The organism is Vibrio sp. 1249-1 (assembly GCF_033340495.1).
Window position 1 is genome coordinate 635512 of the sequence record NZ_JAWOWJ010000002.1, and the last position, 22919, is coordinate 658430.

The 22919-nt window shown below is 44.9% G+C and carries 22 protein-coding genes; 13 read left to right on the forward strand and 9 right to left on the reverse strand.

Features of this window, described 5'->3' with window-relative positions:
* The first annotated feature begins 187 nt into the window (after nt 1-187).
* Nucleotides 188-532 carry a DUF3802 family protein gene (locus R7Z50_RS06250; protein WP_005377620.1) on the forward strand — a complete coding sequence of 115 codons (345 nt, stop codon included), beginning with the start codon at nt 188-190 and terminating at the stop codon, nt 530-532.
* 45 nt (nt 533-577) lie between these two features.
* On the opposite strand, the gene R7Z50_RS06255 is transcribed toward R7Z50_RS06250, so the two are convergent.
* On the reverse strand, nt 578-1072 hold the full coding sequence (locus R7Z50_RS06255) for an NlpC/P60 family protein (RefSeq protein WP_025998640.1): 495 nt from the start codon (nt 1070-1072) through the stop codon (nt 578-580).
* Between the two features lie 134 nt (nt 1073-1206).
* Here R7Z50_RS06255 and R7Z50_RS06260 point away from each other — a divergent pair, with 134 nt between their 5' ends.
* The 4 genes from R7Z50_RS06260 to R7Z50_RS06275 all read left to right on the forward strand — a co-directional run bounded on the left by R7Z50_RS06260 (nt 1207) and on the right by R7Z50_RS06275 (nt 4765).
* Nucleotides 1207-3225: a methyl-accepting chemotaxis protein gene (locus R7Z50_RS06260; protein ID WP_154204597.1), complete on the forward strand. Its 2019-nt coding sequence runs from the start codon at nt 1207-1209 to the stop codon at nt 3223-3225.
* Between the two features lie 280 nt (nt 3226-3505).
* On the forward strand, nt 3506-3919 hold the full coding sequence (locus R7Z50_RS06265) for an NUDIX hydrolase (protein WP_005377615.1): 414 nt from the start codon (nt 3506-3508) through the stop codon (nt 3917-3919).
* A 198-nt stretch (nt 3920-4117) separates the two neighbouring features.
* Nucleotides 4118-4498 (forward strand): hypothetical protein, encoded by a 381-nt coding sequence (locus tag R7Z50_RS06270; protein ID WP_005377611.1) that lies wholly within the window; start codon nt 4118-4120, stop codon nt 4496-4498.
* Nucleotides 4499-4546: 48 nt separating this feature from the next.
* On the forward strand, nt 4547-4765 hold the full coding sequence (locus R7Z50_RS06275) for a hypothetical protein (RefSeq protein ID WP_005377610.1): 219 nt from the start codon (nt 4547-4549) through the stop codon (nt 4763-4765).
* Nucleotides 4766-4868: 103 nt separating this feature from the next.
* Here R7Z50_RS06275 and R7Z50_RS06280 read toward each other — a convergent pair whose 3' ends face one another.
* Nucleotides 4869-5684, reverse strand: a complete 816-nt coding sequence (locus R7Z50_RS06280) for a sterol desaturase family protein (RefSeq protein ID WP_031778965.1) — start codon at nt 5682-5684, stop codon at nt 4869-4871.
* A 140-nt stretch (nt 5685-5824) separates the two neighbouring features.
* On the opposite strand from R7Z50_RS06280, the gene R7Z50_RS06285 reads away from it, so the two are divergent.
* Both R7Z50_RS06285 and nagK read left to right on the forward strand, forming a co-directional pair.
* Nucleotides 5825-6574 carry a tRNA-uridine aminocarboxypropyltransferase gene (locus R7Z50_RS06285; protein WP_005389532.1) on the forward strand — a complete coding sequence of 250 codons (750 nt, stop codon included), beginning with the start codon at nt 5825-5827 and terminating at the stop codon, nt 6572-6574.
* Between the two features lie 175 nt (nt 6575-6749).
* Nucleotides 6750-7658, forward strand: coding sequence for an N-acetylglucosamine kinase (nagK, locus tag R7Z50_RS06290; RefSeq protein ID WP_005377586.1), 909 nt, complete (start codon nt 6750-6752; stop codon nt 7656-7658).
* Nucleotides 7659-7877: 219 nt separating this feature from the next.
* Here the strand turns inward: nagK and R7Z50_RS06295 are convergent, their stop codons facing one another.
* The 6 genes from R7Z50_RS06295 to R7Z50_RS06320 form a co-directional block, all read right to left on the reverse strand.
* Nucleotides 7878-8144, reverse strand: coding sequence for a DUF2960 domain-containing protein (locus R7Z50_RS06295; RefSeq protein ID WP_005377584.1), 267 nt, complete (start codon nt 8142-8144; stop codon nt 7878-7880).
* Nucleotides 8145-8218: 74 nt separating this feature from the next.
* Nucleotides 8219-9997, reverse strand: coding sequence for a bifunctional molybdopterin-guanine dinucleotide biosynthesis adaptor protein MobB/molybdopterin molybdotransferase MoeA (locus R7Z50_RS06300; RefSeq protein ID WP_005377573.1), 1779 nt, complete (start codon nt 9995-9997; stop codon nt 8219-8221).
* Nucleotides 9994-10581 (reverse strand): molybdenum cofactor guanylyltransferase MobA, encoded by a 588-nt coding sequence (mobA, locus tag R7Z50_RS06305; RefSeq protein WP_005377572.1) that lies wholly within the window; start codon nt 10579-10581, stop codon nt 9994-9996. The genes R7Z50_RS06300 and mobA overlap by 4 nt, the downstream gene beginning before the upstream one ends.
* Nucleotides 10559-11278, reverse strand: coding sequence for an energy-coupling factor ABC transporter ATP-binding protein (locus R7Z50_RS06310; RefSeq protein ID WP_005377570.1), 720 nt, complete (start codon nt 11276-11278; stop codon nt 10559-10561). Before R7Z50_RS06310 ends, mobA begins: the two co-directional genes overlap by 23 nt.
* A 50-nt stretch (nt 11279-11328) precedes the next feature.
* Nucleotides 11329-12027 carry an ABC transporter permease gene (locus tag R7Z50_RS06315; protein WP_005377569.1) on the reverse strand — a complete coding sequence of 233 codons (699 nt, stop codon included), beginning with the start codon at nt 12025-12027 and terminating at the stop codon, nt 11329-11331.
* 6 nt (nt 12028-12033) lie between these two features.
* Nucleotides 12034-12852, reverse strand: coding sequence for a substrate-binding domain-containing protein (locus tag R7Z50_RS06320; RefSeq protein ID WP_005389522.1), 819 nt, complete (start codon nt 12850-12852; stop codon nt 12034-12036).
* Nucleotides 12853-13186: 334 nt separating this feature from the next.
* Here R7Z50_RS06320 and R7Z50_RS06325 point away from each other — a divergent pair, with 334 nt between their 5' ends.
* The 3 genes from R7Z50_RS06325 to R7Z50_RS06335 all read left to right on the forward strand — a co-directional run bounded on the left by R7Z50_RS06325 (nt 13187) and on the right by R7Z50_RS06335 (nt 18475).
* Nucleotides 13187-14638: a sigma-54-dependent transcriptional regulator gene (locus tag R7Z50_RS06325; RefSeq protein ID WP_031778964.1), complete on the forward strand. Its 1452-nt coding sequence runs from the start codon at nt 13187-13189 to the stop codon at nt 14636-14638.
* Nucleotides 14628-16667, forward strand: coding sequence for a cache domain-containing protein (locus R7Z50_RS06330; protein ID WP_318148954.1), 2040 nt, complete (start codon nt 14628-14630; stop codon nt 16665-16667). Before R7Z50_RS06325 ends, R7Z50_RS06330 begins: the two co-directional genes overlap by 11 nt.
* A gap of 215 nt (nt 16668-16882) precedes the next feature.
* On the forward strand, nt 16883-18475 hold the full coding sequence (locus R7Z50_RS06335) for an ABC-F family ATPase (RefSeq protein ID WP_017634911.1): 1593 nt from the start codon (nt 16883-16885) through the stop codon (nt 18473-18475).
* A 240-nt stretch (nt 18476-18715) separates the two neighbouring features.
* Here the strand turns inward: R7Z50_RS06335 and R7Z50_RS06340 are convergent, their stop codons facing one another.
* Nucleotides 18716-19540, reverse strand: a complete 825-nt coding sequence (locus R7Z50_RS06340) for a formate dehydrogenase accessory sulfurtransferase FdhD (protein WP_318148955.1) — start codon at nt 19538-19540, stop codon at nt 18716-18718.
* 323 nt (nt 19541-19863) lie between these two features.
* On the opposite strand from R7Z50_RS06340, the gene R7Z50_RS06345 reads away from it, so the two are divergent.
* The 3 genes from R7Z50_RS06345 to R7Z50_RS06355 all read left to right on the forward strand — a co-directional run bounded on the left by R7Z50_RS06345 (nt 19864) and on the right by R7Z50_RS06355 (nt 22917).
* Nucleotides 19864-20328, forward strand: a complete 465-nt coding sequence (locus R7Z50_RS06345; protein ID WP_017634910.1) for a DUF3305 domain-containing protein — start codon at nt 19864-19866, stop codon at nt 20326-20328.
* On the forward strand, nt 20318-20947 hold the full coding sequence (locus R7Z50_RS06350) for a DUF3306 domain-containing protein (protein ID WP_053307092.1): 630 nt from the start codon (nt 20318-20320) through the stop codon (nt 20945-20947). Before R7Z50_RS06345 ends, R7Z50_RS06350 begins: the two co-directional genes overlap by 11 nt.
* 308 nt (nt 20948-21255) lie before the next feature.
* Nucleotides 21256-22917 (forward strand): 4Fe-4S dicluster domain-containing protein, encoded by a 1662-nt coding sequence (locus R7Z50_RS06355; RefSeq protein ID WP_017634908.1) that lies wholly within the window; start codon nt 21256-21258, stop codon nt 22915-22917.
* Nucleotides 22918-22919: the final 2 nt, after the last annotated feature.

Below are 22919 nucleotides of genomic sequence, written 5' to 3' on the forward strand. Positions count from 1 at the left end.
ATAAAAAGGTTTGAAGAAACCCTGTATCCAAATTCAGTGAAGCAAAGCTCAATTGTTTGAAAATCATCCAGTTGGTTCGTGAATGTTTGTTAATATGAAATAAGTTAATGAAATTTTCTCGGCATGTCTTACTATTGAAACTATTCTGCTTTCAGCTTCGAAGGCTTGCAATAAACGGAGAAAAACAGTGGTTTTAGAAACCGATGGATATCTCGCTCTTATCGAGCACTTGTCTCTAAATCTAGATATTTTTACGACCGAAATTGGCGACACTGGATCCGAAAGCATCGAAGATGTTGTCACCGATATGGTGGCTTCAAACATCATGGCGATTTTTGAGCAAAATCCAGAACTTCACTCGAGCGTACGCTTCAAATTGTTGAAAGAGGCTGATGCAGTTGTTGAAGATCTTGGTGAGATATTGGCTGGGGTATGGCATAAAAAAGCGACCAATGAACAGATCACGTTCCTTGATGAATACATCGCTCTGGTCAAAAATCTGTTCGATAATGCTGTTGCGACTTACGACTGATATTGTTTTAACTTACAGCAATGTCCGGTTAAAGAGTGAGAGGAGTTACATTGTAACTCTTCTTATTTGCCAAAACTTAGATGCCCAGTATGGGTTGTCGATTCTTGAAATAATCACACCTCTAGACGTCGATGCATGCATGAACTGCTTGTTACCCAAGTAAATTCCGACATGATAAGTTGTACGTCTTGTTTTAAAAAACACTAGATCCCCTTGCTTGGCATCCGTCCAACTTAACTCCACACCTTGCTTTGATTGCTGCTTCGTTGTCCTTGGTAACGAGAGCTGATAAGCCTCAATAAACGCTTTTTGTACAAATGCTGAGCAATCAATTCCAGATTTCTGTGTCCCGCCTAAGCGATAAGGCGTGCCGTGCCACTCTGTGTAAAAGTCGAACAAGTCAGGGTTGTCCGACAATAGCTGATTTGTAGGTGTTGTCACCTGTGCTTGCTCACTAGGCTCAGGCCCAGAAGAGCAGGCGCTTAGTAGCACACTGATTATCAAAGGAAAATATACTCGACGCAAATCACCACCTGTCATCTCTATGACTCACAACTGAAATATTAGTGTCATAACCAATCCATAGTATGGGCTGCAAATCACGGTTTTGTCTCACAAATGTGACGGAATCACTGCAGAACCGATTCAACCTTAAGAAAGAATAAAAATTGATTATGGCAAAGCGAAAACGCTCACGCACATCACTTTCACTGATTCAGGCTGTCAGTGCAACATTTTTAACTATCATTGCTCTTGTTATAGCCCTTTCTGTCTCAAGTTTCAAAGGAATGGAACAGGTAGGGGAACAATTTGAAGACTTGTCGCAAAAAGCATTACCAATCGCGATGGCAAACGCAAAGTTAACCAGGAATGTATTGGAGATGGTTAAGCTACTCAACCATGGTATGCAGATTACTGAGCCGAAAGAGTTGCCTCTCATAAAAGAGCAAATCGACTCTCTTGCAACTCAAAGCACAACTTTGGTTGTGAAAGCGTCTGGTGTAGCTCAGCAACTCTCGGAGGAGTTAGACACCAAACTAGCGCGTTTACATAACATCACGCAGTCCATTTTGTTGAAGCAATCTTCGGTGATACAAATTCAAATGGATATTGATGCCGCTGTTGGTGGGTTTCGCTATGGGCTTAGCTCTATCGGTCCGGAAATGAATCGAATCAGTTCGTTTCTTAGTGCTGATAATCCTGAGTCGAGCGATGCCGCTAACCGTTTCATTGCTTCTGCAAGCTCAATGGAAAGTACGTTCTTAGTCATGATGATGCACTCAGAATTAAACAAAGCCGAAAAAGAATACCGAGAAATGCGAAATCGCATAGCAGGTATTAAACTCGCCTATGAAGACTTCCAATCTTTCCATCCTGAAGTAAGTGAATATGCAAGCTTAACCGCACCATATGAGATGGTGAAACAAGGCTTTAGTGAAAAGGGCGTGCTGCGTTTGATCCTCGCCAAACTAGAACAAGGGGAATTGCAACGTTCAGAGTTTAAACAGGCTTCGATGCTTGCGGATGAAACCATGCGGTTACTTGATCAAATCTCCCAAACCGCTGGTCAGTTGATCGATGAAAAAGAGCGGGTGGTCAACGAGACCATTGAATCGGTGAGCGTTGTGCTCGTGTTTGCGGCGTGTGTGATTTCTTTTATTATTCTGGTTACTTGGTTTAGTCTCAAGTCATGGACAAACCGAGGGTTAAGGAATGTACTAACGCGTCTTTCAGCACTTACCGAACATGATTTTCGTGACAAGGCAGAAGAAGTCGGCCCCTATGAGCTGAAAGAAGTAGCACGAAAGTTGAATCAAGTAATCGATTCCACACATGACTCCATTCAAACGGTGACGCGCAATTGTGAAACGCTTTATCAGACGGCAGAAGTAAGTCACAGTGCAGCCGAACAAACAAGTGATGGGTTGGCAACACAAAATGAAGCGTTGTCGAGTATGATCACGACCATAACGCAGCTTGAAGCCTCTATTCGTGAAATAGCAATGGTGACAAATGCATCTTCACAGGACTCGCTCCTTGCAACCCAACACACTGAAAAAGGGGTTCAAGTCGTGGAACAAAACCGCGAACGTTTGGAGTCATTAGAAAGCTCTTTGGATGTAAATGAACAGTCAATGTTAGAGCTAGACCAGCGTGTTAAACAGATTCGTGAAATGGTGGATATGATCAGTGGGATCGCGGACAACACCAACTTGCTTGCTCTCAACGCGGCAATAGAGGCTGCCCGTGCTGGTGAGCAAGGGCGTGGATTTGCTGTTGTCGCTGATGAAGTTCGCAAACTTGCAAGTGATACCTCTCAACAAACTACGAACATCCGAGAAATGATGAGCGAGCTTATTACTGCCGCAGAGCGTTCGCGCCAAGCAGTCAATGATTCAAGAGAAGAAATGACCCACGCGCTAAAGTCCAGCAATGAAGTGAAATCGACATTCTCTGATATCAACCTCGCGGTTAAGTACATTCAAGAACGTGTTGAGCAAATCTCAGTTGCTACAGAAGAACAAGAACGAGCGACGGCAGATGTATCTCAATCCATCACACATATTTCTGATCTTGGCGAACGCACAAAGCTGCAGCTTGAGTCTATGGTTGAGAGTTCTGAGCAAGTGGCGGAAATTGCTGGGCACCAGCAGGCAATGCTGCACAAGTATGAGCTTCATCAGACTAAGTAAATGAGATGTTTCCACCGACTAAAAGCAGAACCTCGGTTCTGCTTTTTTATTACGGCTACTCATTTAATGGCTCCTATTTGCATTGCAAAAGTGAGTTACATCTCATCTCGTTCATTTCTAAAGGGTTTAGTTATCACAACGTGATGTTAATGCTTTGTTCGAGGGACTCGTTGACTAGAATGTCGCCAGAATTCAAAGGAATGAATCATGCAGCTTCATGCGATTTCTTTATATCCAGAGAAAGCTAAAGCCTTTTGCTTGAACCATAAGGAGTGGTTTTGTGATCGATAAAGTTTGCCCCGTCGTTCTACGTAATCAAAATCAAGAGATCCTACTTTTTAAACATCCGTTGGCGGGTGTTCAGCTCGTCAAGGGCACTGTTGAAGTGTTTGATGAAAGTTACATCATAGCGGCCAAGCGGGAGCTCGCTGAGGAGTCTGGTATCACACATGTTCGTTCCGCACGATATTTATGCTCATGGGACAGTGGCTTTCAAAATCAAGTATGGCATTTTGTTTTGTGTGAGTGTACTGACCTCGCTAATTCATGGCTGTTTCATACGCAAGACGATGGTGGACATGATTTCGCGTTCTTCTGGCACGATGTCGAGAGCGGCCTTCCCGCGAATGCACATACTGTGTTTCAGCGCGGGCTGGAAAAGGTACGAGAGTTGATAAACCAAGGCGTGATTTAAAGGAGGATTCTGTCGTTGCATTGGCGGATTTGGGACAATGACAAAGCAAACACTATGCTAAATAAAGAAGGTAGAGCAGCCGTTACTGTTCTCATCGTGTTGATAATGGCACTGTCGATCTCAAAAATGGCGATGGGATTACAAATGTTTAAGTGACTTCTATATGCTTTGCTCATTCATTCAGATAAGGAAACGGTAATGGATAAATTCGTCGTGTTTCTCTTATGCCTTTTTATGACAGTTGGCGGAGTGGTTCATCTTTATGACAACATTGTTGGTGGCTTTTTACCTTACGATTTTGCGCCACGCTGGTTGAATATGTATTGGAGCGCTTTGGGACTATTGGACTTATTAGCAGCGTATCTATTGGTCAAGCATCGCCGCTCTGGCCTAGTCGTTATGTTATTGATTCTTATAACCAATGTTATCTTTAGTTCCCACGCTCACTATACATTAGAAATATTAGATAACAACGTCGCCCTACAAATGAAGACACTGTTTTTAGGGTTCTCATTTGGGGTATCTATCTGGTTATGGAATGCGCGAAAACATAGTCAATCGCGCCAAATATTTCGTTAATTATTATTTTCACAACACTCGATTAAGGATTGTAAACAGGGACTCGTTATGAACGATTTTAAAGACTTGGCCAGTTTTGCTGGTTTCAGCGTACTGACAGGTTTGAGCTTTGTCACCACTTTCTTCAGCCTTGCTTTTCTATACAGCTCAATAGAGGCACAGCAAGTAATGAACACCAATGCTTTGGCATGTGCAGTGCTTGGTGTTGTTGGTTTATTTGTTGGTATTACTCAGTTAAACAAAAAGCGTCAGCTAGCAGAAAACTAATCTGTTCTTACACATCATGAGGATGAAGTAGTGTTTAACAGGGGTTTAGGCTTGGTCTATTCGTTTTGTTGACATACTTCATCCAACAATATTTTTTCAACCATTACTTCTTCTCTTTATTGTAGCGAAAGGGCTGCGTTAAAAGCTTATCTAATCTTTGCTCTTCTTCGTCTCTAATTTCCGGCACACCAATAACAACATCATCATGACCCAACTTAGGCTGAGCTCGGTATGTCCCAAAAAAGCGGTCCCAAACTGAAAGGAAAAAACCAAAGTTTGAGTGGGTCTCTTTTACTATCACTGAATGGTGCACGCGATGCATGTCTGGTGTAACGATGACGTTTCGCAGTTTTTGGTCTATGGATAAAGCCAGTTTTGCATTACTGTGATTAAACATCGCGCTCGCATTAAGCACAATTTCAAATACCACAATTCCGATAGGTGAAACACCTAAGATAAGCACGGCTGCAATTTTTACTCCCATTGAAATGATTATTTCGAAGGGATGAAAGCGTGCGCCTGTAGTGACGTCTATGTCGAGATCGGCGTGATGCATTCGGTGAATCTTCCACAGCGGCTTTACATGATGAAAGACAACATGCTGAGCGTAAATGACGAAATCAAGCAAAATGACGGTTAGAAAAATATTTAACCAAGCGGGGAGGGACAGAATATTGAGCAGCCCCCACTGTTGCTCCTGAGCTATGACCGCAGCTTGAAAGGCGGCGATAGGCATGATTAAAGCAATAACTAGGCTGTTAAAAGCGACCAATGACAAGTTATTGACCCAGCGAAACCTGCGCGAAGCGGTCAGTGTTTTTCTAGGCAATTTGTTTTCCCAAATGGCACAAAGCAATAATACGCCAAGGAAAAAGCCTAATCTGAGCCATGAGGGTTCTTGAAATGTCGTTTCTGTCACTGTCATTCCCTTATTTATTTCTTTATCTATGACCGAGATAAGAGTGAAATTATTTCAACACACTGCTGATGGGCTTATCTTGAGGCGAAACCATAATATCAGTAGAATCGCGCTCTACTTTTTACTTGGCATTACTTACCATGAGAATTCACGCTTTCCACCGTTTATATCAGTACCGACAATCTATCTCAACCAAGCCTTTCAACGCGCGTGGATGTAAAGTGGTTCGTTGCCAATATTGCCAGGTTTCTGAGCAACACTGTTTGTGCGACCTTCAGCCAAACATCAAGGCCAATATTGCATGTATGTTGATTGTTTCTGAAAACGAAGTGTTTAAGCCAAGTAATACCGGTCGTCTAATCGCTGATACGATTCAAGAGACTTACGTGTATCAATGGAACCGAACAGAACCGTCTGAAGAGATGCTAGCGCTACTACAGGATGACAGTTACCAACCGGTGATTGTATTTCCTGCAGACTATGTGGATGATCCCTCTCGTTTAATTGAAGATCTAGAGCCAGGGCGATTGGTAAAAGAAGATGTCGAGAACAAAAAATGGTTGCTGATCTTTATTGATGGTAGCTGGCGTGAGGCGCGAAAGATATTCCGTCGTTCTGATTTTCTTAAATCTTTGCCTGTGCTTTCCATTGAGCCGGAATCTCTGTCTGAATACATCATGCGCCGCTCCGAGAATGATCAGCATCTTTCAACCGCCGAAGTCGCGACATTAGTTTTAAAACAAGCTGGTGAGCCTAAAGCTGCGGAATGCCTTCAATTGTGGTTTGAAGCCTTCAGAGAAACTTACATGCTGAGCAAGACTCGAGTCAAAAGCGACCCTAACCAGCCACACTTGAAACGTTTCAAAGAGTGGATGAAAACCGAGAGCTGACTCTAAGGAATGAGCTTTTGTTGATGGTATGTTGTTCAACTGGCTTCGGTGAGGGGATAAATCTGCATTCGGTCACGGTTTGCAGGCGTACAGATATGGATAATGCCATCAGTTTATACTTTTGACTCTAGCCATTTTTGAGAGTCGTTTGAAGCATTTTTTAGGAGAGAAATACATGTATTACGGCTTTGATGTCGGTGGCACTAAAATTGAATTTGGTGCATTTAACGAGAAGCTTGAGCGTGTAGCGACGGAACGTGTACCTACACCAACAGACAACTACGAGCTGCTGGTTGATACCATTGCGGAATTGGTGAATAAATACGATACAGAGTTTGGCTGCGAAGGTACGATTGGTCTTGGCCTACCAGGTATGGAAGACGCCGATGATGCAACGGTACTAACAGTTAACGTTCCTGCGGCAAAAGGCAAACCACTTCGTGCTGATCTAGAAGCTAAAATCGGTCGCAGCGTAAAAATTGAAAACGATGCAAACTGTTTCGCGCTTTCTGAAGCCTGGGATGAAGATCTTCAAGATGAACCATCTGTACTAGGTTTGATCCTTGGTACTGGTTTTGGTGGCGGCTTTATCTACGAAGGCAAAGTATTCTCTGGCCGCAACCACGTAGCGGGTGAGGTGGGTCACACACGTCTTCCTATCGACGCATGGTTCCACCTGGGCGAAAACGCACCATTACTTGGCTGTGGCTGTGGCAACAAAGGCTGTTTAGATAGTTACCTATCTGGTCGTGGTTTCGAGCTTCTTTACGCGCATTACTACGGCGAAGAGAAGAAAGCGATCGACATTATTAAAGCGCACGCAGAGGGTGAAGAGAAAGCAGTAGAGCACGTCGAGCGCTTTATGGAGCTGCTAGCGATCTGCTTTGCAAACCTGTTTACTGCAACAGACCCACACACCGTTGTACTTGGTGGCGGCTTATCTAACTTCGAATTGATTTACGAAGAGATGCCAAAACGCATCCCTAAACACTTATTGTCTGTGGCTAAGTGTCCTAAGATCATCAAAGCAAAACACGGTGATTCAGGTGGTGTACGCGGCGCTGCGTTCTTAAACATCAAGTAATGACTTAAACCTTACTCGATATAAAGTAAGAAGAAATTTAAAGCCCCGTTTAGACTTTCAAGGTTAAACGGGGCTTTTACTTATATACCGAAGTAACTTGTATACCCAAGTAACTCATATACCTAAGTAATTTCGGTATGCTCGGGTATGGATCATGAACAAAAGTCGCATGCATAAAAAACTCACGACGAATCGTGAGTTTTCTGTTTGCAGCTAAGCTTATTTGTTCTTTTTGCCTACGCCCAGGTTTTCTTTTTGAGCTAGGGTGATTTTGCTAAAGCCTAATTTTCTGAAGTAGTTGTCGCGGTAGTTTCGCACCGCTTTAGTGTCAGACACTGCTTCGATTTGTTGCTCCATCTTTAGGAACTCAGTGATATCGATACCTTCGGCTTCTGCAACTGCTTCTTGAATGTTGCGGTGCTGCTGGTATGAGAACGTCAGTTCTTTGTCTTGGTCTTTGTAAGTGTAAAGAATGGTGCGAGCCATAGCTGTCTCTCTGAAAAGGTTTCTGTATTAAACAAAAAGGCCAGACTCGCTGACCTTTGAATTTCTAGTTTGAGCTAGATTCTGCCTTGAAGTGGGATAATTGTCACGCTTTCTCCCGCTTTTACTGTATCAATAGCTGGGGAGATTTCGATCAAACAGTTCGCCTCACTCATTGAGCGTAAAATACCAGAGCCTTGCTTGCCTGTTGTACGAACGGTTAAACGGCCAGTTTCATCCAGCTCATAGACGCCACGGCTAAACTCGGTACGACCTTGGCGAGAGCGAAGATTCTCAGTCGCGATGGCATTCACTTTCAGAGGCTTCCAGCCTTGTTCGCCTTGCATCTTACGCAGTGCAGGCTCAACAAAGTTGATGAATGAAACCATCACTGCCACAGGGTTGCCCGGCAGACCAAAGAACGGCTTGTTGTTGATTTGACCAAACGCTAATGGACGTCCCGGACGCATGTTGATTCGCCAAAAATCTATTTGACCAAGTTTATCCAAGGCAAGTTTGATGTAATCCGCATCACCAACAGATACGCCACCAGAAGTCATAACCACGTCCGCTTGCGCCGATGCGTTTTCCAACGCTTCAATCATTAACTTTTCGTTGTCTTCCAGAATACCGAAGTCCAAGATCTCGCAGCCGAGCTTTTCAAGCATGCCCATGATGGTAAAACGGTTGGAATCGTAGATAGAATTCGCTTTTTGCTCTGTTCCCGGCGCTTGTACTTCGTCACCGGTGGAGAACACGGCAACTTTCACTTTGCGGAACACATTCGCTTCACCAAAACCAAGCGAAGCGATCATGCCCATTTCTGGAGAGGCTAGGCGAGTGCCTGCGGTAAAGACGTCACTGCCGATAGCGAGATCTTCACCTGCTTGACGAACGTTTTGGCCTGCTTTGATATTCGCACCGTTAAAGGTGACCTTGTCACCTTCTTGAGAGGCTTGCTCACGCATGACCACTGTGTCGCCGTTACGTGGTGTTGGTGCGCCAGTCATGATCTTCACCGCTTGACCAACGTCCAGAGGTTGATCGTAAGCATGGCCCGCCATCACTTCAACAACCACTTGGTAGCTATCACGGTCAACATCATCACTGCGGATGGCATAACCGTCCATCGCGGAGTTGGTGTATTGCGGCACATTTACTGGTGAAACGATATGTTCCGCAAGAACGCGGCCATAGGCGTTTTCAATCTTGCATGCTTCTATTTCCGAAACCGTGTTCACCAAAGAAAGGATTTTCTCTTGGCCTTGAACCACAGAAAGGAAAGCAGGAGAAAGTGTGTCGCAACATGCGGCTTCTTTCTCTTTGTTTTTTGGTGCTTTCGCTTCTTGAACATACTGAATAACGAACTGAGCAATCGCTTCAAGATCATTGATGTTCATTTGTGGCAGTTCAGAGTCCAACTCGCCGCCGTCTGAAGCGATAGCGATGATGTTTTCATCGTTTGGATAAAGCCAAGGCTTGCCGACTTCTTCACGGTGCAATTCGATTTTAGGAAACGCGATGTTTTTGCAGCCTTCGACCAAAACCACATCAAGCATGTCTTCATCAAAACGTGTTAATAGGAATTCAAACTCCGCTTCGGCTTCTGGCGTTTCTGTCATTAACGCAAAACGGTTGCGAGAAGCAATCAGCATTTGAGATGCGCCAGCTTTGCGTAAACGGTAGCTGTCTTTACCCGGCTTATCGACATCGAAGTTGTGGTGCGCATGTTTTAGCATGCCAATGCGTAAACCTGCTTCGGTCAGCTTTGGCAATAGGGCTTCAAGTAGCGTGGTTTTGCCTGTGCCTGAATAAGCTGCAAAACCAAGAATAGGAATGTTTAGCGTGTGTTTCATGATTCTAATTGTCCAAATTGCGCCAGTTCTTCCGGAGTGTTCAAGTTGACGAAACAGTTTGGTGAGTCGCTAAAGTCAACGTAACTGGTATTGCACTCTTTGTAGAGTAGAATGATTTTGCGGTCGCCACGTTCTAAAAATGCGGTGAGTTTTGGCAGTACGCGTTTGTGGTAGAGCGTGAAAACAGGTTGCTGATGGTCACCATCATGAGCGACCAAAATATCGCTGTCTTCTTTGACGAACTGGCAGAAACGCTCGACAAGGTCGGTGTTGATTTGTGGGCTATCGCAAGGTACAAATCCGACCCAGTCAGTTTCAGCATGCATCAAACCCGCGTGAATACCGCCCATAGGCCCAGGGAAATCTTTGAATTGATCACTAAATACGAAACCAAATTTGCTGTACGCATCTTGGTTTCGGTTGGCATTAATTAAAATGCGTGGAGTTTGTGGAGATAAACGCTCAATAACGTGTTCGATGAGTGGCTTCTGATTTAACTCAATCAGACCTTTATCTTTTCCACCCATACGGCTGGCTTGGCCACCAGCCAAAATGACCCAACTAGTTTGTGTTGGTTGAAGCATATGCATTCTCTTGGGATGTTTCTTTTGGTATGACATACAACAGAGGAGACTCTATCAAAGTCTTGTCTTTAATCCACCACTGTTTTTTACATAAGTCGGTCAGTGCGTTGGCCTGATGGCTTGTCACCACGATACTGGAACCACGATCCAAAAGATCTTTCGCCATCATTACCAATCGTTCAATGGATTCTTGGTCTAAAGACGCACTTGGCTCATCCATCAATAAAATCGACGGTTTTAAAATCCAAGCCCTTGCCATGGCAACGCGCTGTTTTTCACCGCCGGACAACACGGAAATATGTTCGTCCGCTAAGGTTTCTAAACCTACCATGCGCAGCGCGTGAATAACTTGAGCTCGCTTATCTTTTTGCGTGTCTTGTTGATATTTCACTCCATAGACTACGTTTTCATATACAGTGCCGTCAAAAAGGTAAGGGGATTGATGGAGATAAATCACATCGACACGACCATTGCGACACGTCAGTCTTTTCAGCCACGTATCTTTTGGCGCAACAACATCGCCAGTAGAGGGTTTGAGCAAGCCAGCAAGGATTTTGAGTAGGGTAGTTTTGCCCACACCATTGTCACCCTTGAGATAAATGGCATCATTTGGGCCGATGGCTAACTCAGGGATGTGGAAAAGCACACGCTCTTTAAAGCGCATGGATAACTGTTCGGCGGTGATTTTTATAGTCATAATTCGCCTCGACATGGGGTTAATGGTGAGTCGTTTGTTTGCTTCATGTTCTATGTTCTGAGGTAGCCTTTGCCTCTCATGCTTGATAAGAAGAAGTTTAGAGCCAACGCTAAAGATAGTAATACAATTCCTAATGCAACTCCTTGCGCAAAAGCACCTTTACTGCTTTCCATTGCGATAGCCGTGGGAATATTTCGCGTCACGCCCATAATGTTCCCACCAACCATCATTGAGCAGCCCACCTCGGTCACGATACGTGAAAACCCTGCAATGATAGCCGCAAGTAGAGGAAAGCGGGTTTCCCAAATCATCGTAGCTGCCAAGCGCGGAATGGAGACGCCCAGCGTGATGGCAGTTTCCACTGCACGACGGTCGCTAGATTGTAATGCACCATGCATCATCGATACCAAAACAGGGAAGCAGATCACCATTTGGCCGAAGATCATTGCCTTCTGAGTGAACAGCATTTGCCAGTCTCCCCAAGGGCCAGCACGCGACAGCAACATGTACAGCAACAGGCCAATCACCACGGTAGGGACCGCTTGCAGCGTATTTACGATCGACAACAAAAACCATTTACCGCGAAAGTCGGTATACGCCAGTACAAAGGACATCAAAATAGCCGGCAATACCACTAGGGATATTGCCTTAATAGAAACACTAAAGGAGACCGCAACGATCTCCCATAGGTCTGCATCAAAATTCACCAGTAAGCGAAGCGCTTCCAGTGTTGTATCAGCAAGATTCATATTGCGTTATTTGCTCTCAGCATTCGCAACAAACAGTTGTTTACCGTTTAGGCGGAAACCATTGATAAGTTCCTGTCCGCGAGGGTTTACCAACCAATCACTGAATGCCTTCGCACCTTGGTAGTTGATCGTTGGGTAACGCTCAGGGTTAACAAGAATAACTTGGTACGGGTTAAACAGTTTTTCATCGCCTTGGAACAGAATTTCTAGATCCAATTTGTTTTGGTAAGCCAGCCATGTGCCGCGGTCCGTCATGGTGTAGCCTTGCATTTCAGACGCCATGTTTAGAGTTGGGCCCATACCTTGACCTACGCTACGGTAGCCACCAAAGTTCGGTTCGATTTTAGTTTGAGCCCAGAAGCCCATTTCTTTTTTGTGCGTACCAGAATCATCGCCGCGAGAGATGAACGTTGCGTTTTTGTTTGCGATCTCTTTGAATACATCTAACACGCCTTCGTCATTTTTGATTGTTGCTGGGTCAGCTTTCGGGCCTACAATCACAAAGTCGTTGTACATTAGCTTGCGAGGTAAAACGCCGTAGCCTTTCTCAACAAATGCGCCTTCAGCTTTTGGTGCATGTGTCATCACCAAATCTACGTCACCGTTTTCGCCCATTTTTAAGGCTTTACCCGTACCTGCAGCAATAACATCGACTTTGTAGCCCGTGTCTTTTTCAAATTGTGGAAGCAGGTAATCAAGTAAACCTGAATGGTAAGTACTGGTTGTGGTTGCAAGGCGAACATGTTCTCCGTCTTGAGCAGAAAACGCAGAGTAACTTACAAGCGTGATAGACGTTGCAGCCAGAGTTAGCGCAATTTTTTTCATTTTTATGTGTTCCTTTCCAATGATTCTTTGGAATCTCTCCAGGTTTTAGGGAGAAGCCTTTTTGGACGAGAGCGATTAGCGTAATACGCAAGTTGTCTTAGGGTGTTGGAATAAGCAAACATCAACATCCTGAGATCACTTAAATGCGCTCCGTATCCACCTTATAGCAAACAAGATGCCAACCTTTTACAAGCTTAAAGTGCTTGGTTTATGCACTAAATCATGGGGTTATTTGCATAAAAGTTTGCGTTGGTACAAAATGTCGCACTTTTTGTAGGGTATCTCTGTTTAAACTTGGTACACTCTGTCCCATCGAAATCCATCTGGGGTAAATATGTCTACTCAATCCCATCTTAGTACAAACCAACAATATAGCGCCTTTTCCGTACTGGTCGTCGATGATGAATTAGGCATGCAAGCCATCTTGAAAAAGGCATTGGGTAAGCTTTTTTCACATGTCGATACAGCTGGTAGCATCGAAGAAGCAGAACTACTGCGTAATTCTCGACATTATGATCTGATCTTACTGGATATTAATCTGCCAGGGCGTTCTGGAATTGAGTGGGAAGAAGCGTTTGAAGATGATGACAAACGTGCCGATGTGATTTTTATGACGGGTTATGCGGATTTAGAAATTGCCATTCGAGCGCTACAGCTCGGTGCTTCCGACTTTATCCTCAAACCATTCAACCTTGAGCAGATGTTAAAAGCGGTCAGTCGCTGTATGGATCGCCGTTTGAACGAACGCATGCAGTACGCCATGACACGCGATTACCAACGTCACAATACCTCAGAGATCATCGGCGGCTCAGAAAAAACGCGTCTGCTTAAGCAACTTATTAACCAATTTGCACCATCACGCGCTTCTGTTTTGGTGGAAGGTGAGTCGGGTACGGGTAAAGAACTAGTTGCACGAGGTATCCACCAGGCGAGTGGGAGAACGGGCCCGTTTGTGCCAATCAACTGCGGTGCGATTGCACCAGAGCTTTTAGAAAGTGAGTTGTTTGGTCATACATCGGGCGCGTTTACCGGTGCAAAAAAATCGCGTGAAGGTTTGTTCCGTGTTGCTAACGGTGGCACCTTATTTCTTGACGAAATCGGGGAGATGCCACTTGCAATGCAGGCATCATTATTACGTGTGTTAGAGCAGCGTACGATTCGCCCTGTCGGTTCAGAAAGAGAGATCAGTATTGATGTCCGTATCGTAGCGGCAACCAACCGAAACCTGCAAGAAGAGGTCAATCAAGGTAATTTCCGCAGTGACCTCTATTACCGTTTAAACGTTCTGAAAATTGAAGTGTGTCCGCTGCGAGAGCGCAAAACCGACTTATTTGAGTTGGTGCCATTTTTCAGCAACATGCTGACGCGCGAGCTAGGTATGCCCGCGCCCAAATGGGCGCACGAGGACATGGAAGCCATGAGTGAGTACGATTGGCCGGGAAACATTCGTGAGCTGAAAAACTTGATTGAGCGTTGTATCTTGCTTGGCAAACCACCTGCACACTATTGGCGAGAGCTGAATGGCGGGCATTCACTGCCTAATGTATCGATTACTGTTTCTCACTCAGCTGAGTTACCAACCTTTAAAGAAGGCAAAGAATTTACTGGCGAGGGCTATCCAAACAGCTGGACGTTAAAAGAAGTCGAGAAAGCACATATTAAACAAGTCGTTAACTTGCACGAAGGCAACAAATCAGCCGCTGCTCGCGACTTGGGCGTAGCTCGCAAGACCTTAGAACGTAAATACAAAGAATGGGATTCTGAGGATGAGGAATATGCCGACTAACGGCCCACAGCACAAAGGATTGTCAAAATGGACGCACCGTTTTAAAACCATGGTGCGTTATCGTTTGTTATTCTTAACCTCTGCGCCGATTTTCCTCACGTTGTTAGCTCTGATCGGCATTACCATTTATTGGTCTATTCATTACACGTGGCAAAATGCGCTGCTTGATGTCTCGGAGCGTCTTGGTGTTGCAAATAACAGCGTAACGTTGTTACAGCAAAAGCAAGCCAATTACGTGCGGGCGTTTGCCGATTCGTACGATTTCCGTATTCGCATTAATCAAGGAACGCCACAAGGTGACCTGCAAAAGTGGGTCACAGAGCAGAAGAAAAGATATGCTTTAGATTTTCTCTCTTTCCAACGCGTTAATTCCATGGAAAACAAATTCCGCTTTATGGATCTCACCAAGCGCGAATCGTTTTTTGATGTACTCAATAAAGAAGAACTCGAACGCCTCGATCCTGAACTCGCCAAACGAGCAGAAGTGCCTATTCTTGCTGATGGTGACAGGGAGGCGCGTGGGTTAGTCAGTCGAACCGTGATTCCGGTATACAGCCAAGCGAACGATTTGATCGGCTTTCTTGATGGTGGTTTGCTCCTTAACAACAGTACAGTGTTGGTGGATCAAATCCGCGATCTCATTTACTTAAGTGATAATGACCGCCTTCGCCCTGTGGGTACGTTGACTGTGTTTCTCGATGATTTGCGTGTGAGCACCAACGTTCCTCTAGACAGCGATCATAGGCTAGGGCGCGCCATAGGCACTCGCGTGAGTGCAGAAGTGTATAACCAAGTACTTTCGAAGGGTGAACAGTGGGTTGATCGCGCTTATGTGTATGACGCTTGGTATATTACGGCGTATCAACCAATCAAAGACCAATACGACAATGTTATTGGTATGCTTTATACCGGTTACCTCATGTGGCCATTCGTTAAAGCCTACATGACGAACATTGCCGAAATCAGCTTGATTACGGTTATGTTATTGCTGGTTTCCGGCGTGATGGTATATCGCGGTTCTTATGATCTGCTTCGACCGATCGAACGCATTCATAAAGTGGTGAAGCAGGTCCAACAAGGTAAAGAAAAACGGATTGGCCCGTTAGGATTAGATGCCGATCATGAACTTGCGCAGTTAGCCAGACAGTTTGATGATATGTTAGACGCGCTAGAAGAGCGCAAAATTGAACTGAAAAACTCCGCAGCTCAACTTGAATGCAAAGTTCAAGAGCGTACGGCAAGCCTGAGAGAAAAAACCCAAGATCTTGAACTGCATATTCAATTGCTCAACCAAACCCGCGACAAACTCGTTGTTCATGAAAAACTGGCAGCGCTGGGAGAGCTCACCGCGGGGATTGCTCACGAAATTAATAACCCAACCGCCGTGATTCTTGGCAACGTAGAATTGATCCATTTTGAATTGGGTGACGATGCAAGTCGAGTACAAGAAGAAATTGATGCGATTCACGCGCAAATTGATCGTATCCGCAATATCACACGCAGTTTATTGCAATACAGTCGCCAAGGCGGTGTTCAAGATGAAATCACTTGGCAACATGTCAATCCTATCATTGATGAAAGCATCACCTTGGTTAAAACTGGCACCAAGAAACGCGACGTTGAATTTGTGACTGACCTACAAGCGCATACGTCCGTTGAGATAAACCGTCACCACTTGCTACAAATCTTAGTTAATTTGCAAATGAACGCCATTCACGCAATGAGCGGTAAAGGAACTTTAACAGTAGTCAGTGAAGACTGGATTGAAGAGGGCGAAGTGAAAGGAGCCGCGATTCATGTTATCGATGAGGGCTGCGGTATTAAACCAGAAAACTTGAGTCGAATCTTCTCGCCATTTTACACAACGAAACGAGAAGGCACAGGGTTAGGGCTATCGGTCTCTCAAAGTATTCTCAGCCAAACGGGTGGTGAGTTAAAAGCAGAGTCTGAATGGGGAAAAGGCAGTAAATTCAGTATTTATTTACCTAAAAAAGCCGAACTGATCCTAGAGGTGACGAACATCGCATAGTCACTTTTTTGAAGTATTAATGGAAAAGAGCCACTGACGATAGTGGCTCTTTTTTGTATTTAATGACGCATTTATGTTTGCGCTTTTGCTTCTTAGAAACCTTACAATGATTTCACTTGGAGTGAATTAATAAAAACAACACTTGCAGTATGTAGCATGAACAAGTACCGTTGCCCGGTTTTTCTAAATACACCCCAATTGCTAAGGTAAAGGTTTTGATCTCCACAGCGAATATTACTCAACAATTCGGCGCTAAGCCGCTATTCGAAAACATTTCAGTTAAGTTCGGCGAAGGCAATCGCTACGGCTTAATTGGAGCTAACGGTTGTGGTAAATCAACCTTTATGAAGATCCTCAGCGGCGAGCTTGAGCAAACCAGTGGTAACGTAAGCTACGATCCAAACGAGCGCGTTGCAAAACTGAACCAGGACCAGTTCGCTTACGAAGAATTTACGGTAATCGATACCGTCATCATGGGTCATAAAGAGCTATGGGAAGTGAAGAAAGAGCGTGACCGTATCTACTCACTTGCTGAGATGAGCGAAGAAGACGGCATGAAAGTGGCTGACTTAGAAGTTCAGTTTGCTGAAATGGACGGCTACATGGCAGAAGCCAAAGCGGGCGAGCTTCTTCTTGCTGTAGGTATCCCAATGGAGCAACACTTCGGTCTAATGAGTGAAGTAGCACCAGGCTGGAAACTTCGTGTGCTTCTAGCGCAGGTTCTATTCGCAGACCCAGATGTGATGCTTCTTGACGAACCTACCAACAACTTGGACATGGACACAATTCGTTGGTTGGAAGATACGCTAAACGCGCGTAACTGCACAATGATCATCATTTCGCACGACCGTCACTTCCTAAACTCAGTATGTACACACATGGCTGACTTGGACTACGGTGAACTACGCGTTTACCCTGGTAACTACGACGAGTACATGACGGCGGCTTCTCAAGCTCGCGAACGTCTACTAAACGACAACGCGAAGAAGAAAGCACAAATCGCTGAGCTACAAACGTTCGTTGCTCGTTTCTCTGCAAACGCATCGAAAGCAAAACAAGCGACATCTCGTGCTAAGCAAATCGACAAGATCAAACTGGATGAAGTTAAAGCGTCTAGCCGTCAAAACCCATTCATTCGTTTCGAACAGTCGAAAGAGCTGTTCCGTAACGCTCTGATTGTTGAAAACCTAAGCCAAGGATTCGAAGAGGACTTGTTCTCAGACTTCAATGCAATTTTTGAAGTGGGTGAGCGCGTTGCGATCATCGGTGAGAACGGTGTGGGTAAAACAACACTTCTAAACACGCTTGCTGGTGTGCTTGAACCGCGTGCGGGTGAGTACAAATGGTCTGAAAACTCAAACATCGGTTACTACGCGCAAGACCACGCGCATGACTTTGCAGAAGACATGAACCTAACGGATTGGATGGGTCAATGGCGTCAAGAAGGTGATGACGAGCAAGTCGTTCGTGGTTTCCTTGGTCGTATGCTGTTTGGTCAAGACGACATTAAAAAGTCAGTAAAAGTACTGTCTGGTGGTGAGCAAGGTCGTATGCTGCTTGGCAAGCTGATGATGCACAAGCCAAACATGTTGCTAATGGACGAACCAACCAACCACATGGATATGGAATCGATCGAATCTTTGAACACTGCGCTTGAGCAATACAAAGGCACGTTGTTCTTCGTATCTCACGACCGTGTATTCGTAGACTCACTAGCAACGCGTATTATCGAAATCCGCGATGGTAAAATCACAGACTTTAAAGGCACTTACTCTGAGTTCCTAAAATCTCGTGGTGTTGACGCGTAATTACTCGCAAAGCGTTTAAAAAGCAAAAGCCTCGCTATTTAGCGAGGCTTTTTTGATATTTGGCCTTAATCCTTAAACTGACCGGTTATATACGCATAGAGCCCGACCACGCCAAAGGTAATAATCATAGAAAGCATGATACCGCTGGGCGTAAGCAGAAAATTCCACAATTGGTCATTATTCATAGTCCACATCCTCTGTGAATCCGCATTATTGGTTTTAGTTTACACTGAAAAGGTGTTATTGGTTGCCTTTTACATCAAATTCAACCTTGTCGGCTCCTGTAAACACTTGGAAGCGCAAACCTTTCGCACGCGCAATGGTTGTAATACCAAATTGCTTCGCTAGATCTAACCCCATTTGAGTAACGCCAGAGCGAGAAAGCAGAACAGGAATGCCCATTTGAGCCACTTTAATCACCATCTCTGATGTAAGGCGACCAGTTGTGTAGAAAATTTTATCTTCACCTGTTTCTTCTTTGAGCCACATCTCACCTGCAAGTGTATCCACTGCGTTGTGACGGCCGACATCTTCCACAAATGACAACACTTCATTACCTTTGCAAACCGCACAGCCGTGTACTGCGCCCGCTTTTTTGTAGGTGTCGTTGTAATGAGTTAACGCTTCCAGCGCAGAATAAATTTCTGACTGCTTAAGAGGAACTTGAGGCACTTGATAATTTTCAAGCTGCTTCATCACGTTGCCATACATAGTGCCTTGGCCACAACCTGAGGTGACGGTTTTCTTTTTCAGGGCGCCTTCTAAGTGTTCAGTGTTTTCTTTAGTAATCACCGCTGCGGAATGCGTTTCCCAGTCAATAATAACGGATTCAATCGCGGCTGGGTCGGACAGGAAGCTTTGGTTTTTTAAATAACCCAGTACTAGTGCTTCTGGACGCGAACCTAGCGTCATGAGCGTGACCACTTCTTTCCAGTTCAGCATGACCGTAAGAGGACGCTCGCACGCGATTTGCTTTGTCAGTTTTTCGCCGTACTCGTCGAACACATCGACTTCAATGGTTTGCAGGGGATTTTCACTGGTTTTAATAATGTTTGGTTTCAGCACAGTCGTGTCCTAGTGATTAAGAGCGTTAGGTTGCTACGCATTTTAGCTTGTTAAGTGGCTAGCAAATCTCATTCCAAAATAGCGGTTCCCACAGAAATTGCGAGGTTTTATGTCAACAATGCATTAAAACTGCGAGTTCGCAGTAATGACACATCAATACATTTGAGTTTCGTCTAGTTTGGTACTTATAGCCTGAGGGAGTATATAGACTAAGTTATATCAGCTTGGCGCGTTTATTGCTTCGAAGACAATAAAAATGGTCGAAAACGGGGGCAAAATGTCCTGTGTGTTTTCAGACCAAAAATAGAAAGACTGGGTGAGTTATGTCGGATAAGAAAGATTTCGAAAAAAATTACGAAAAGACTGAGGATACATGGCCAATCGGCGTAGAGCTTGTTGAGCATGAGATCAGTACAGGGATTTGGGTGACAACCCAATGGCAGTTGACAGGATTTGCGCTGAATCCGACGGAAGAGACTCCAGATGTTTGTCCGTTGCAATTACATAAAGATGAACGTACAGACTACCGCTTTAACTTAAGCTCTCTGCAACCTAAACTCTTTTTAGTGATGGATAACGTCGAGTCTGGTGAAAAACCAGCGATACAGTTACTGACGGCTTCACAATCTGTTGCGGCGCAATATATGGATGGTGATAACCTTGTACTATCTAACGATATGCCGTTAGCCGTTCAGGCTTGGATGGAAGCCTTTATCGGTCGCCACGGTGAGTTGTTAGAAGTAAGACGTAAGAAACGCAAAGGAGCGGGCAGAGCAAATGGCAACTAGTTTTTTAAGCCGTTGGTCGAAACGTAAGTTAGAAGAATCTTCCCAACATGATGAAGAGATCACGCCGATAGCAGAGACGGCGCAATCCGAAGATAGTGTCACAGCGCTTTCAAACGCTGACGAAAGCTCAGATGCTTTGAACGTCAATGAGGATAGTCAGGCTCCAGACATTACCGCGAGTGTAGAGACTGAAAAAACCGAAGAAATGTCTGTGGCGCAACTGCTGGTTTCTGAAGCCTCAGAAAGCGTCAAGAAAGCTGCGCTGCGCAAAATGTTCTTGTCCGAAGAATTTAACGTGCGTGACGGCCTAGACGATTACGATGATGATTACAGTAACTTAAAGTCACTTTCTCAAGACGTCGCTGAGACGCTGCGTGATTGGGTTAAAGACAAAGTGGAAGACGAACCAGACGCTGAAACTGCGCAAGGGTCTGAGCTTAACGTTAACGATATCGCATCTGGGGTAGTTGAAGACGCAGAGTCAAACACCGACAAAAGTGGCCAAATTACTCAATATGAAAATGAACTGTATATAAATACAGTTCCTGGCGAAAGTGATACTTTTGCTGAAGAATCACAGCCTAACGAGGTGAGACAAAATATACCACACAAAGAATAGGTACATTTTGACTAAACACTCAATGAGCCGGCTGAGACAAAATGTCTCAACCGGTTTTTTTATCCCTACTATTTGCCAGTAAAATTGATAACCTATTGATTTTTAGTTGATATTTTATTGGCATGACGCTTGCTATCTGTTGCTCAATACCAATCTGGTTGAAGTTAGTACGGACGCACTGCGTAGTATTCATCGCCTATAGATGGCGGAATAAGAATGCTCATTGATAAGTTAATCAGCAGAATCTCCGGCGCTAACTACACTAAGAGATGGAAAAGACTATCCATGTTCATAAATGGAATTGAGCAATGCTGAAACAATTATTAGAACAAGCAACTTCCAATAACGGTAAAGCGAGGCTGTACGCTTTCGAAAATACCGTAGAGTTGACCAATCTTATTCCACCAACCGTAAGCTATGAAAGCGGCGGTAATACTTTGATTGTGGGCCCAACAGCAATCATCGAAAGTGCGGCAGCGCAATTGTCGCAAATGAACAGCCTAACGCTGCTTTCTACCGATGGCGAAAAGGGCACAAATCCCGAGCTTTATTACGCCAATTCGGTTCAGGTTTCAGGGTTCTTAGGTACGTTTGAAGTTCTGATTGAAAATCATGGTTCGACCAACAATCTTGCCAAGGTCGCGATCAATAGCGATTGTTTCGATATCGTACTCGATCTTTGCCTTAACAGCTGCATGTCGGAAGAAGTCCCAGTACCGGGCTACTACCCAGTAGGTCGTGGCTATCCGAAACTGGCTGAAGCGTTGGAAGAGATTCCAACCTTAATGGGGACGTTCGATAAACCGAAATTTTTCCGTTTAGATACCGATTTATGTGCACACAGCTCTCGTGGCGTAAAAGGTTGCGAACGGTGTGTGGATGCTTGTCCGGCAGGGGCACTATCGAGTGAAGGCAGCGACAAAACGGGCCATCGCATCGAGATCAACCCATACCTATGTCAAGGCGTGGGTACTTGTGCTACAGCGTGTCCGACAGAAGCGATTCATTACGCACTGCCAAACCCTGAAGATACGCAAAAGTTTATTGAACGTACGCTCGCCAACTATGAGCAAGCGGGTGGTTTAGATCCTATCGTATTGATTTGCAGTTCTCGCCACGAGAGCTACAACGTGATGGCACTAAAAGCACTGCCAGATAATGTGATTCCAATTGTGGTGGAAGAACTGCCTTCGGTTGGTATTGATACTTGGTTCGCCGCGCTTGTGAATGGTGCTACTCAGGTGCTGTTTGCGGCTTCACGTTTTATGCCTCAAACCATTATTCGTGTGCTTAATAGCGAAGTAGGTATTGCTCAAGAGCTGCTCGGTCAGCTTGGTATCGCCAAAGAAACCATCGACATTCTGTATCTAGAGTCACTACGTGAAGGTGCTCCGACACTTTGTACCGAGTCTTTTGATTTGGCATTAGGAGACTTGCAAGGCAACAAACGTCAGCGTCTATTTACGGCGTTGGATGCGTTGTCCGCATCACGTATTCCAGTTGAGAACATTGTTGAACTTCCAGCGAACGCACCTTACGGCACAGTCTCTTGTGAAAGTAAAGGTTGTACGTTGTGTATGAGCTGTGTGGCGGTGTGTCCAACACGTGCATTGCATACGGACGGTCGATCTCCGTCGCTTAAATTCGTCGAGCAAGACTGCATTCAATGTGGGCTGTGCGAGAAAGCGTGTCCAGAGAAAGTGCTGACGCTTACTCCTCGTATGAACTGGGTGAAAGAAGAACGCCAGAAAGCGGTTGTGATTCATGAAGAAAAGGCAGCCGAGTGCATTCGTTGTCACAAGCCCTTTGCTCCGCAATCGATGATCGACATGCTACAAAACAAGTTGCGCGGTCACTCTCATTTCTCTGATGAAGCGGCGATCAATCGTATCGCGATGTGTGAAGACTGCCGTGTGATCGACATGTTTGAGTCGATGGCAGAAGACCCAATGAAACAATTAAAATACTAGGA

Bases quoted from the DNA above. Each gene is read 5' to 3' on its own strand.
- nagK (WP_005377586.1), top strand. From the start codon at position 6,750: ATGTATTACGGCTTTGATGTCGGTGGCACTAAAATTGAATTTGGTGCA.
- R7Z50_RS06350 (WP_053307092.1), top strand. From the start codon at position 20,318: ATGGCAACTAGTTTTTTAAGCCGTTGGTCGAAACGTAAGTTAGAAGAA.
- R7Z50_RS06355 (WP_017634908.1), top strand. From the start codon at position 21,256: ATGCTGAAACAATTATTAGAACAAGCAACTTCCAATAACGGTAAAGCG.
- R7Z50_RS06325 (WP_031778964.1), top strand. From the start codon at position 13,187: ATGTCTACTCAATCCCATCTTAGTACAAACCAACAATATAGCGCCTTT.
- R7Z50_RS06285 (WP_005389532.1), top strand. From the start codon at position 5,825: ATGAGAATTCACGCTTTCCACCGTTTATATCAGTACCGACAATCTATC.
- R7Z50_RS06260 (WP_154204597.1), top strand. From the start codon at position 1,207: ATGGCAAAGCGAAAACGCTCACGCACATCACTTTCACTGATTCAGGCT.
- R7Z50_RS06270 (WP_005377611.1), top strand. From the start codon at position 4,118: ATGGATAAATTCGTCGTGTTTCTCTTATGCCTTTTTATGACAGTTGGC.
- R7Z50_RS06345 (WP_017634910.1), top strand. From the start codon at position 19,864: ATGTCGGATAAGAAAGATTTCGAAAAAAATTACGAAAAGACTGAGGAT.
- R7Z50_RS06275 (WP_005377610.1), top strand. From the start codon at position 4,547: ATGAACGATTTTAAAGACTTGGCCAGTTTTGCTGGTTTCAGCGTACTG.
- mobA (WP_005377572.1), bottom strand. From the start codon at position 10,581: ATGCTTCAACCAACACAAACTAGTTGGGTCATTTTGGCTGGTGGCCAA.
- R7Z50_RS06300 (WP_005377573.1), bottom strand. From the start codon at position 9,997: ATGAAACACACGCTAAACATTCCTATTCTTGGTTTTGCAGCTTATTCA.
- R7Z50_RS06315 (WP_005377569.1), bottom strand. From the start codon at position 12,027: ATGAATCTTGCTGATACAACACTGGAAGCGCTTCGCTTACTGGTGAAT.
- R7Z50_RS06320 (WP_005389522.1), bottom strand. From the start codon at position 12,852: ATGAAAAAAATTGCGCTAACTCTGGCTGCAACGTCTATCACGCTTGTA.
- R7Z50_RS06310 (WP_005377570.1), bottom strand. From the start codon at position 11,278: ATGACTATAAAAATCACCGCCGAACAGTTATCCATGCGCTTTAAAGAG.
- R7Z50_RS06295 (WP_005377584.1), bottom strand. From the start codon at position 8,144: ATGGCTCGCACCATTCTTTACACTTACAAAGACCAAGACAAAGAACTG.
- R7Z50_RS06255 (WP_025998640.1), bottom strand. From the start codon at position 1,072: ATGACAGGTGGTGATTTGCGTCGAGTATATTTTCCTTTGATAATCAGT.
- R7Z50_RS06330 (WP_318148954.1), top strand. From the start codon at position 14,628: ATGCCGACTAACGGCCCACAGCACAAAGGATTGTCAAAATGGACGCAC.